The sequence below is a fragment of the Cupriavidus sp. R6-3 genome (genome assembly GCF_059772245.1).
Map to the genome: position 1 here is coordinate 1 of NZ_JCBAJO010000162.1, position 10,569 is coordinate 10,569.

Annotated in this window: 9 protein-coding genes; 5 read left to right on the forward strand and 4 right to left on the reverse strand. The window is 69.3% G+C overall.

Annotation, left to right across the window (positions count from 1 at the left end):
- The first annotated feature begins 267 nt into the window (after positions 1–267).
- Positions 268–399 carry an entericidin A/B family lipoprotein gene (locus tag AC6EI8_RS19580; RefSeq protein WP_149318142.1) on the forward strand — a complete coding sequence of 44 codons (132 nt, stop codon included), beginning with the start codon at positions 268–270 and terminating at the stop codon, positions 397–399.
- A 138-nt stretch (positions 400–537) separates the two neighbouring features.
- Here AC6EI8_RS19580 and AC6EI8_RS19585 read toward each other — a convergent pair whose 3' ends face one another.
- From AC6EI8_RS19585 to AC6EI8_RS19600, 4 genes are all read right to left on the reverse strand, one after another.
- Positions 538–2,349, reverse strand: coding sequence for a phospholipase D family protein (locus AC6EI8_RS19585; protein ID WP_150083443.1), 1,812 nt, complete (start codon positions 2,347–2,349; stop codon positions 538–540).
- 311 nt (positions 2,350–2,660) lie between these two features.
- A complete protein-coding gene (locus AC6EI8_RS19590) occupies positions 2,661–3,302 on the reverse strand; it encodes a bifunctional 4-hydroxy-2-oxoglutarate aldolase/2-dehydro-3-deoxy-phosphogluconate aldolase (protein WP_265634363.1) in 642 nt (213 codons plus the stop codon).
- Positions 3,303–3,402: 100 nt separating this feature from the next.
- A complete protein-coding gene (locus tag AC6EI8_RS19595; protein WP_150083442.1) occupies positions 3,403–4,338 on the reverse strand; it encodes a sugar kinase in 936 nt (311 codons plus the stop codon).
- Between the two features lie 81 nt (positions 4,339–4,419).
- Positions 4,420–5,781 (reverse strand): amino acid deaminase, encoded by a 1,362-nt coding sequence (locus tag AC6EI8_RS19600; RefSeq protein WP_498382657.1) that lies wholly within the window; start codon positions 5,779–5,781, stop codon positions 4,420–4,422.
- A 176-nt stretch (positions 5,782–5,957) separates the two neighbouring features.
- Here AC6EI8_RS19600 and AC6EI8_RS19605 point away from each other — a divergent pair, with 176 nt between their 5' ends.
- From AC6EI8_RS19605 to AC6EI8_RS19620, 4 genes are all read left to right on the forward strand, one after another.
- Positions 5,958–6,884 carry a MurR/RpiR family transcriptional regulator gene (locus AC6EI8_RS19605; protein ID WP_498382658.1) on the forward strand — a complete coding sequence of 309 codons (927 nt, stop codon included), beginning with the start codon at positions 5,958–5,960 and terminating at the stop codon, positions 6,882–6,884.
- 2 nt (positions 6,885–6,886) lie between these two features.
- Positions 6,887–8,428: an N-acyl-D-amino-acid deacylase family protein gene (locus tag AC6EI8_RS19610; RefSeq protein WP_498382659.1), complete on the forward strand. Its 1,542-nt coding sequence runs from the start codon at positions 6,887–6,889 to the stop codon at positions 8,426–8,428.
- Positions 8,429–8,491: 63 nt separating this feature from the next.
- Entirely contained in the window at positions 8,492–8,884 is a 393-nt protein-coding gene (locus AC6EI8_RS19615; protein ID WP_498382660.1) for a RidA family protein, read from the forward strand.
- Between the two features lie 181 nt (positions 8,885–9,065).
- Positions 9,066–10,427, forward strand: a complete 1,362-nt coding sequence (locus AC6EI8_RS19620; RefSeq protein WP_149318135.1) for a GntP family permease — start codon at positions 9,066–9,068, stop codon at positions 10,425–10,427.
- The last annotated feature ends 142 nt before the right edge of the window (positions 10,428–10,569 follow it).

A 10,569-nucleotide genomic window follows, 5' to 3' on the forward strand; every position in this document is an offset into this window, starting at 1 on the left:
CACCGCGGCGGTGCTGTCGCTGCTGACCTGGACGCTGGTGATCGCGGCCGGAAGGCTGATCGCCTACGTCTAGGGAGGGCACCGTCCCCCCTTCGTTGCCCCTTCCGGCACCTTCCGCATCCGTTTTGCGTCCGCTCTGCGCCCCTTCGGCGCCCTGCCCGTTCGTCCGCCCGGCCGGCCGTTACAAATAGCCACACTGCCCTGTGCGCAGCGGGCCGCACCAATTGTAAAATCGCCCCGTTCGCAACATCTCAAAAGGAGCGCAGTGTGAAAAAAGGTTGGATTTTCGGTCTGATGCTGGCTGTGCTGCTGACCGGCTGCAACACGATGGCCGGGCTCGGCCAGGACATCCAGCGCGGCGGCCAGAAGCTCGAAGGCGCGGCGGATCGTCACAAGTAAGCCAGGCAGGCAACCCGGCAGGCCGCCCGCCAGCTGCGCGGCGGCCTGCCGGCGCCTCCAGTAGTCGGCGCCTTGCTGCAATCGGAGCCTGGGCAGCGGGTGCCTTGATGCAGCCGGCGCCTTGCCGCTGCCGGCGGCTTACAGCAGCTCTTCCGGCGTAAAGGGCGTCAGCACGTCGATCCAGAAGCGCTGCGACCAGGTGGTATCCGGCTCGGTATCGAGCACCACCGCCTGCTTGCCCTGCCCGTCCACCCATTGCAGCTTGTCGTCCTCCGACAGCCGCAGGCGCCAGCTGTTGACGCCGATCGCGCCCGTGAACAGCTGCGCCACCTGCCCCGCCAGCCGCTCGTTGCGCACGATGATGCCGGTCTCGGTGTTCTGCGTGATCGAGCGCGGATCGAAGTTCATCGAGCCGACGAACAGCGTGGTGCGGTCCACCACCGCCGCCTTGACGTGCAGGCTCGCCTGCGAGGACTTGAAGTCCCCCACCGCGCGCTGCTGCCGATGCAGCCGTGACTTCAGCTCGTGCAGCTCGACGCCGGCGCGCAGCAGTTCCTTCCGATAGCGCTTGTAGCCAACGTGCACGATCGGCGAATCGGTCGCCGCCAGCGAGTTCGTCAGTACGCGTATCTTGACCCCGCGACGGGCCAGGCCGGTCAGCCATTCGACGCCGCGCTTGCCCGGCACCAGGTACGGCGAAATGATGATGATCTCCTGCCGCGCCTCGTTCATCATCCGCGCGACCTCGTCGGCCAGCGTGTCGTCGCTGTCTGGCAGCTTGTCGGGCTCGACCTTGGCGGGGTTGTCGACCAGCACGCTGGCGCGCGCCCATTCGAAGTTCAGCTTGCCGCCGCGGATCAGCTCGCGCGCCAGGAAGCTCTTGTTCGGATCGATCTTCTGCGGCGCCGTCATGCCGCTCGCCTCCAGCCGCTTCTGCTCGGCCTCGCGCTGCGCGGCCTCGTCGACCAGCGCCTGCTCGGGCGCGGGCGGCGAAGACGAACCGCTCGAACCGGTCGATCCACCGGAGCCCGAACCACCAGAGCCCGATGCACCGGAGGCCGATCCGCCAACGCCCGATCTGCCGGAACCCGAGCCGGACGATCCGCCCGCCCCTTCCGTTTCCCGATTACCGGCGGCCTGCACGCCCGAACCCGGCGGCGTGCCCGCCGGTCCCGGCGCCGCCTCGTTCGGATTGGCGAGTGCCTCCACCGGATAGGCGTACTGGCTGTTCCAGTACTCGTCGAAGCCCGCCGACAGCCTGCGCACCGCGGGGCCGGCCACCACCACGTCGAGATCGACGAAGTTGGTATCCGGCGCGCGCAGGAAATACGCGTTGCCGATATTGCGGCCGCCGGTCATCGCCATCGCGTTGTCGGCGATGAAGACCTTGTTGTGCATGCGCCGGTTGACCCGGCGGGCGTCGCCGACCACGCTGATGAAGCGCGTCAGCTTGGAGAAGCGCCCTGCGGGAAACGGATTGAAGTAGCGCACCTCGATGTTGGGATGGCGTGCGAAACGCAGGAAGGCCGGGTCCTTGCCGTCGCTGTGCAGGTCGTCGACCAGCAGCCGCACATGCACGCCGCGCTCGGCGGCCGCGCGCACGCGGCGCAGGATCTCGCGCGACGATTCGTCGGCGGCAACGATGTAGTACTGCAGATCGAGGGAACGGGTGGCGCGGTCGGCCAGCGTGATCAGCGTGCCGTAGGCCTCTTCGCCGGACGACACCAGGTGGAAGCCGGACAGTGCCGGGTCCGGCGTACTGCGGGCGACGACCTGGCCCAGCGGCGTATCGGCCCAGCCGGCGAAGGCGGTCGAGGGCCGGCGTGGTACATCCTGCGGCAGGCTGGCGCAGGCGGAAGCGCTCAGCGCCAGCGTCACCGTGGCGAGCCAGCGCAACCAGCTCGCCGTGCGCGGCCTCGCTTTCCCCCACGACACCGCAAACGCCGTCATGCCGACTCCATCAGTCCGGATGCTGTCAGCTTAGGTGGCGCCGACGGCCCGGACAATCCGCCTTTGTCCGACAGCAGGCCAACGGCCGTGCTGCAGCGCGCGAGGCGCGCCGGGCTGGCGCATGCCGAGCGCTTGCCGGCGCCGGACGGACCCGGACAAGCGCCGGACGAGCGCCGGACGAGCGCCGGACAAGCGCCGGACAAGCGCCGGACAAGCGCCGGACGAGCGCCGCACGAGCGCCGCACGAGCGCGAAAGGCGCTCGAAAGAAGGACCGAAGGAGCGCCGAAATTGCGCGGCAGGAAGCCGGCGCTCAGCTGCGCCGCAGCGCCGCGGCCTCTTCCGCCAGCGAGCGGATGCGCGCCCAGTCGCCGCTGGCGACCGCGTCCTTGGGCACGACCCAGGAGCCGCCGACGCAGACCACGTTCGGCAGCGCCAGATAGGCCGGCGCACGCGCCGCGTCGATGCCGCCGGTCGGGCAGAAGCGCAGCCGCGGCAGCGGCCCGTTCAGCGACTTCAGCATCGGCATGCCGCCGGCGGCCTCGGCCGGGAAGAACTTCAGGAAGGTAAAGCCGGCCTCGAGCGCGGCCATCGCCTCGCTGGCGGTGGCCACACCCGGCAGCAGCGAAATGCCGGCATCGCGTGCGCCTTCGGCGAGCCGCGGTGTCAGCCCGGGCGAGACGGCGAACTGCGCGCCGACATCGCGCACCGCATGCAGCTGCGCGACATCGAGCACGGTACCGGCGCCGACCACTGCCTGCGGCAAGGCCGCGGCGACCGCGCGCATCGCCTCGATGGCGACCGGCGTGCGCAGCGTGATTTCGAGCACCGGCAGGCCGCCGGCCACCAGCGCCTCGGAGACGCGCAGCGCCTCGTCGACGGAGTGGAACTCGAGCACGGGAATGACCGGCACGCCGGCCAGGCGGTCGATCAGAGAGGGAGATTGGCTGGGCATGGCGTTATCGGGAAGGAAGTCGGTACGGGTTGAAAGGAAGCGTCGTCCGCCGTCGCACGGCAACGCCGCACGGCAGCACCGCGAGCGCGGACCGGCGCCATCATCGGATCACCGAGACGGATTCGGCCAGCCGCGCCAGCACCGTTTCCGCCGAGGGAATCGGCGCGACCGCGCCATAGCCGGTGGTCGACAGCGCGGCGGCCACGTTGGCATAGCGGGCCGCGTCGAAGGGATCGTCGCCGGCGGCGAGCCGCGCGACGAAGCTGCCGCCGAAGCAATCGCCGGCCCCGGTGGCGTCGAGCGGCTGCACCGGATACGCGGGCACCAGGGCGCGCGCATCCGTCGTCGCCACGTAGGCGCCCTCTTCGCCCAGCTTGAGCGCGACCAGTTTCACGCCGCAGCCGAGCAGATGGTCGACGATGGCGTCGCGGTCGTCGAGCCCGGTCAGCACCGTGACATCGTCCCAGCTCGGCAGGCAGATATCGGTCATCCCGAGCGCTTCGCGCATGATGCCGCGCGCGCGGGCCAGCGACCACAGCCGCAGCCGCAGATTGGTGTCCAGCGAGATCTTGACGCCCGCCTTGCGCGCCAGCTCCATTGCCGCGAGCCCGGCATCGCAGGCGGTGTTGCTGATCGCCAGGCTGATGCCGGACAGATGCAGATAGCGCGCTTCGGCGATCGCCTGCTGCGGCAGATCGTCATGGCTGTAGCAGCTCGCCGCCGAGCCGGCGCGCAGATAGTCGAAGCGATGGCCGTGGTTGTCGTGGCTGACGAAGTAGACGCCGGTCGGCGCCCGCGGGTCGGTGCGCACATGGCGGGTATCGACACGCTCCTGCGTCCACAGCGCCAGCAGGCGCTCGCCGAAACTGTCGGCGCCCACCGCGCTGATGAAGCCCGTCTGCGCACCCTGGCGCGCGGCGGCGATGCAGAAGTTGGAGGTATCGCCGCCGAAGCCCTGCAGATAGCGTTCGGGCGCGTCGGGCTGCTGGTTGAACTCGACCAGCGCTTCGCCGAAGGCCAGGATATCGATGCTCATGGTGCGATCGCGGATACGGGAGAAAGGGGAACGGAAGAACCGGGGAACCGGAGGACCGGAGGACCGAAAAAGCGGGAAACTTCAGAAGAAGGTCTGCACGATATCGACCACGCGCAGTTCGTCGTCCAGCACCGGAATATGCCGCCACTTGTCGAAGGTCAGGCAAGGGTGCGAGATATCGAAGGCGATCATGTCGCCGACCCGCACATCGTCCCCCGGCGCGATCCGCAGATAGGCGTGCTGATCCATCATGCCGGTGATCTCCCAGTGAGAAGGTATGGACGGCGTATCGACCGGCGCGGTTCCCCGCGCGCTTGCCCCGTCCTTTGCCCCGTCCTTTGTCCCGTCCTTTGCGTCGTCCTTTGCCCCGCGATCAGCCGAACCGGGACGAAAGTGCCGCGCCGGAATCGGCATGCCGGCATCGAAGGCGGCGTCGCGCTTGCCCATGCCGACGATCGCGCGGTCCGGCTCGGGGATCGACTGCACATAGGCCCACAGCTGCAAGGCGGGCTGCAGACCCTCTCGCATCTTCCGTGCCACCGGGTTGCTGGCCAGGATGCGCTGCTGCGCCTGCCGGTAGATGCCGACGTCGTGGGTCAGATAGCAGCCCGGCCGCAGCACGATGTCGATCGGCGCGCCGATGTCGGCGCCGGCGAATTCCTCGGCCACCACGTCGTACCAGGCCGAGCCCGCGCCGGACAGCACCACCGGGCGAGGTTCGGCACCCGCGCCGAAACGGCCCTGCGCGGCAAGTTCGCGCGTCACCGCGACGGTGCGGCGCAGGAAGGCGCGAATATCGGCCTCCTGCTGCAGCACGCCCTCGTAGATCTCGACGCCGGCCAGCGTCAGCGCGTCGGACCAACGGTCCAGCGCGTCCAGCACCTGCTGCTGTTGCGCGGCGTCGCGCACGCCGGTGCGCCCGCCCTCCACGCCCAGTTCCAGCAGCACCTGCAGGCGCTGGCCGCGCGCGCGGAAGAACGTGCCGAGCTGGTCCACCAGTTCGGCCGAGTCGACCAGGCAGAAGAATTCGAAATCGGGATCGCGCAGCAGGTCGGCGACGATCTCCATATTGCGCCGGCCCACCAGCTGGTTGGCCATCAGCACGCGCTTGACGCCATGCGCATGGGCGGCGGCGGTCTGCTGCGCGGTCGCCAGCGTGATACCCCAGGCGCCGGCCTCGAGCTGCCGCGCGAACAGCTTGGGCGCCATCGTGGTCTTGCCATGGGGCGCCAGCTTCACGCCGTATTCGTCCATGAACCGGCGCATCCAGGCCAGGTTGTGGGCCAGCCGGCTTTCGTACAGCACCGCGGCCGGCAGGCTCAGTTCCTCGTCCAGCAGGCGCCAGCCGGTGGCGGCCTCGGCGGGCGCCAGCGGCGCCTCTAGCTTGCCGAGCGCCTTGTTCAGCGGATCAATGATCCCGCTCTGGTACTTTATATCACGCATGCCGTTGTCCGCCTTGCCGCGCCCAGCCACACACTGTGGCGCGCTGCCGAAATTTTCGATTGACGTAATGATAGCGGCGAAATTACGATATTTCATCCTTGTTATAAAGTAACACGCTGCGATGCCCCGGCCTCACCGAGGCCAGGCCCGACGTCCGGCACCCCTTCGCCAAGCCCATGCCCGCTGCCTTCGACATCCTGACCCGCATCGCCGAGCGCGGCCCGACGCTGCGGCTGGCCGAGCAGAAGGTGGCCCAGGTCATCCTGGAGGACGTCGCCGGCGCGGCCTCGGCCAGCATCAATGCGCTGGCCCGCAGGGCCGGCGTCAGCGAGGCCAGCGTCACGCGCCTGGCCAAGGCGCTGGGCTGCCGCGACGTGCGCGACCTGAAGCTGCGGCTGGCGCGCGCGACCGCGGTCGGCCAACGCTTCCTGCAGCACGAGCCCGGCACCGTCGGCGCGGACTCGGGCGCGGAAGCGGCTCCGCCCTCGCTGACCGACCGCCTGCATGGGGACGTGGTCGCCGTGCTCGAGGCCAATCGCCAACTGATCGACGAGGCCCAGATCGAACGCGCCGCGCGCCTGTTGCAGGACGCGCGCATGGTCTACGCTTTCGGCATGGGTGGCGGCTCGACCTGGCTCGCCGACGAGGCGCGCTATCGATTGGCGCGGCTGGGCCGGCCGGTCGCGAGCTATCAGGACGCGGTGCTGCAGCAGATGGTCGCGGCCACGCTCGTCAAGGGCGATGTGGTGCTGGCCTTCTCGGTCAGCGGCAGCGTGCCCGAGATGCTGGCCAGCTGCGATGTCGCGCGCGAATACGGTGCGCGCGTGATCGCGGTGACCGCGCTGGGCTCGCCGCTGGCCGCGCGCGCCGACGTGCTGCTGCCCGTGCGCGCGCTGGAGACCGATTTCATCTTCAAGCCGTCGGCCTCGCGCTATGCGATGTTGCTGGTGCTGGACGTGCTGGCCACGCGGCTGGCGTTGCTGCAGCAGGACGACAGCCAGGAACGGCTGCGGCGACTCAAGTACGTGCTGGACGCGCATCGGGGCAGCGGCGAGCGCGGCGGCGCCGGGATGCGCGACAGCCGTCAGCCGCTCGGAGACTGACCATGGCAGCGAGCTCGGACACCCTCTTCACCTATGACACGCTGATCCGCGGCGCCACCGTGATCGACGGCTCGGGCGCCGCCGCGCGCGTCGCCGATGTCGGGCTGCGCGACGGCCGCATCGCCCGCATCGTCGACATCGATGCCGACGACGATGGCGGCGAACGCATCGCCGCCGCCGAGGTCGTCGAGGCCGACGGGCTTGTGCTGGCACCGGGCTTCATCGACGTCCACACGCACGACGACACCAACGTGGTGCGCCAGCCCGAGATGACGCCGAAGCTGTCGCAGGGCGTGACCACCGTGGTGGTCGGCAACTGCGGCATCAGCGCGGCACCGGTGGCCCTGCGCGGCGAGCCGCCCGATCCGATGAACCTGCTGGGCGATGCGAGCGCGTTCCGCTATCCGAGCTTTTCGGCCTACGTCGATGCCATCGCCTCGGCGCGGCCCGCGGTCAACGTGGCCGCGCTGGTCGGCCACACGGCGCTGCGCAGCAATCATCTGGACCGGCTGGACCGCGCGGCGAGCGCCGACGAGATCGCCGCGATGCGCGCGCAATTGCAGGAGGCACTGGACCACGGCGCGCTCGGCCTGTCGACCGGCCTCGCCTATGCCAACGCCTTTGCCGCGCCGACCGAGGAAGTGCTGGCGCTGGCCGAGCCCCTGGCCCGCGCCGGCGCGCTGTACGCCACGCATCTGCGCAGCGAATTCGCCGAGATCCTCGACGCGATGGACGAGGCCTTCCGCATCGGCCGCCATGCCCGCGTGCCGGTCGTGATCTCGCACCTCAAATGCGCGGGCGTGGACAACTGGGGCCGCAGCGGCGCGGTGCTGGACGCGCTCGATGCCGCCCAGCGCTGGCAGCCGGTCGGCTGCGACTGCTATCCCTATACCGCCAGTTCGTCGACGCTGGACCTGAAGCAGGTCACCGGCGACTTCGACATCATGGTGACCTGGTCCACCCCGCATCCCGCGATGGGCGGACGCCTGCTCGCCGATATCGCGGCCGAATGGCAGGTGGATCTGCACGAGGCGGCCCGCCGCCTGCAGCCGGCGGGCGCGGTCTATCACTGCATGGAAGACGCCGACGTCGACCGCATCCTGGCGCATCCGGCCACGGTGATCGGCTCGGACGGGCTGCCCAACGACCCGCTGCCGCATCCGCGCCTGTGGGGCGCGTTCCCCCGCGTGCTGGGCCACTATGCGCGCGACCGCGAGCTGTTTCCGCTGACGATGGCGATCGCCAAGATGACCGGCCTGTCGGCCGAGCGCTTCGGCCTCGCGGGACGCGGCTTCGTGCGCGAAGGCCATTGGGCCGACCTGGTGCTGTTCGACGCCGCGACGATCCGCGACGCGGCCACGTTCACAGAGCCGATGCAGCCGGCCGAGGGCATCGCCGCGGTGTGGGTCAACGGCACGCTGTCTTGGTCGCAGCGGCGCGCCACCGGCGCGCGCGCCGGGCGTTTCCTGCCGCGCGGCGAGCCGGTCCCCGCCGTCGCGGACACCATCGCGAACCGCAACGCGGACAACATCGCGGACACGTAAGGCCGCACGCTCCCCCCCTGTTTCAAGCTCACCGTTTCCCGTATTCAGTTCGAAGGAGTCTTCATGGATATCCAACGCTTTGGCGTCGAAGGCGGCACCGGCACCGGCGGCCAGCACATGCCGTTCGCACGCGCGGTCGCTGCCGACGGCTGGCTGTATGTGTCCGGCCAGGTGCCGATGGTCGATGGCGAGGTCGTCGACGGCGGCATCGTCGCGCAGACCCACCAGGCCATCAGGAACGTGCTGGCGATCCTGGCCGAGGCCGGCTACAGCCCCGAGCATGTGGTCCGCTGCGGCGTCTGGCTCGACGACGCACGCGACTTCGCCTCGTTCAACAAGATCTTCAAGCAGTATTTCGGCGCCAATCCGCCCGCGCGTGCCTGCGTGCAGTCGAGCATGGTGGTCGACTGCAAGGTCGAGATCGACTGCATCGCCTACAAGCGTCCGGGCGGCTGAATCCACGGAATCCGCTGATTCAGCCGATTCGCCGATTCCGCGCATTGCCCTGATCCCGCGGATACAGGCGGATACAGCGAATCCAGGCCGCCTCCCCTTCCCTTTTCCCAACCGGGCCGCGCCAGCGGCCTCTTTCATACGCCGCGGCGCCGACCGGCCCCGCGCACCCCAAGGAGACAACATGGTCCCAGTCACCGGAACCACGCTGTTGCTGTATGCGCTGATCGCCGTGATCGCGCTGGTCGTGCTGATCGCGCGATTCAAGCTGAACCCCTTCATCACGCTGGTAGTCGTCTCTGTGCTGCTCGGCTTCTCGGTCGGCATGCCGATGAACGAGATCGTCAAGTCGTTCGAGGCCGGCGTCGGCGGCACGCTCGGCCATATCGCGCTCGTGGTGGGCCTGGGCACGATGCTCGGCAAGATGATGGCCGAGTCCGGCGGCGCCGAGCGCATCGCGCGCACGCTGATCGCCTTCTTCGGCGAGAAGAACGTGCACTGGGCGATGGCGACCATCGCCTTCATCGTCGGCCTGCCGGTGTTCTTCGAGGTCGGCTTCGTGCTGCTGATCCCGATCGCCTTCAATATCGCGCAGCGCACCGGCACCTCGATGGTCAAGGTCGGCATCCCGATGGTGGCCGGCCTGTCCGTGGTGCACGGCCTGATCCCGCCACATCCGGCGGCACTGCTGGCGGTGACCGCCTACGGCGCCGACATCGGCCGCACGATCCTGTACGCGCTGATCGTGGGCATCCCCACCGCGGCGATCGCCGGTCCGATCTTCGCGAAGCTGATGGACCGCCATATCAAGCTGCCCGCCGACAACCCGCTGGCGGCGCAGTTCATCGAGGAAGCCGACGACACCGCGCCGGCCCAGGCGCTGCCGGGCTTCGGCATCACGGTCTTCACGATCCTGCTGCCCGTGATCCTGATGCTGATCGGCAGCGGCGCCGACCTGGTGACGACGCCCAAGACCTGGGCCAACGACTTCCTCAAGCTGATCGGCAACTCGGTGATCGCGCTGCTGATCGCCGCGCTGGTCAGCTTCTACACTTTCGGCAAGGCGCGCGGCTTCAATCGCGAGGCGATCCTGCGCTTCACCAACGAATCGGTGGCGCCCACCGCGATCATCACGCTGGTGGTCGGTGCCGGCGGCGGCTTCGGCCGCATCCTGCGCGACTCGGGCATCTCGAATTCGATCGTGGAAGTGGCCACCGGCGCCAACGTCTCGGTGCTGGTGCTCGGCTGGCTGGTCGCCGTGATGATCCGCATCGCGACCGGCTCGGCCACCGTGGCGATGACCACCGCGGCCGGCATCGTCGCGCCGATCGCGGCCAGCGTGCCGGGCACGCGGCCCGAGCTGCTGGTGCTGGCCACCGGCGCGGGCTCGCTGATCCTGTCGCACGTCAACGATGCGGGCTTCTGGCTGGTCAAGGAGTACTTCAACATGACCGTGGCGCAGACGTTCAAGACCTGGACCGTTTGCGAGACGATCATCTCGGTGGTGGCGCTGCTGCTGACGTTGGGGCTGGCCACCGTGATCTGAGCGGGAGGAAGGCCGCGGCGGCGGCTGTGCCAAATCGGCGCGTCTTACCTACAATGGCCGGGAAGTTGCCGGCTCGCCAGGAGACGCCATGCCCATCGATCGTCGCCGCTTCCTTGCCTGCTCCGCCGCGCTGGCGGGCACG

Bases quoted from the DNA above. Each gene is read 5' to 3' on its own strand.
- AC6EI8_RS19600 (WP_498382657.1), bottom strand. From the start codon at position 5,781: ATGCGTGATATAAAGTACCAGAGCGGGATCATTGATCCGCTGAACAAG.
- AC6EI8_RS19615 (WP_498382660.1), top strand. From the start codon at position 8,492: ATGGATATCCAACGCTTTGGCGTCGAAGGCGGCACCGGCACCGGCGGC.
- AC6EI8_RS19610 (WP_498382659.1), top strand. From the start codon at position 6,887: ATGGCAGCGAGCTCGGACACCCTCTTCACCTATGACACGCTGATCCGC.
- AC6EI8_RS19595 (WP_150083442.1), bottom strand. From the start codon at position 4,338: ATGAGCATCGATATCCTGGCCTTCGGCGAAGCGCTGGTCGAGTTCAAC.
- AC6EI8_RS19605 (WP_498382658.1), top strand. From the start codon at position 5,958: ATGCCCGCTGCCTTCGACATCCTGACCCGCATCGCCGAGCGCGGCCCG.
- AC6EI8_RS19585 (WP_150083443.1), bottom strand. From the start codon at position 2,349: ATGACGGCGTTTGCGGTGTCGTGGGGGAAAGCGAGGCCGCGCACGGCG.
- AC6EI8_RS19620 (WP_149318135.1), top strand. From the start codon at position 9,066: ATGGTCCCAGTCACCGGAACCACGCTGTTGCTGTATGCGCTGATCGCC.
- AC6EI8_RS19590 (WP_265634363.1), bottom strand. From the start codon at position 3,302: ATGCCCAGCCAATCTCCCTCTCTGATCGACCGCCTGGCCGGCGTGCCG.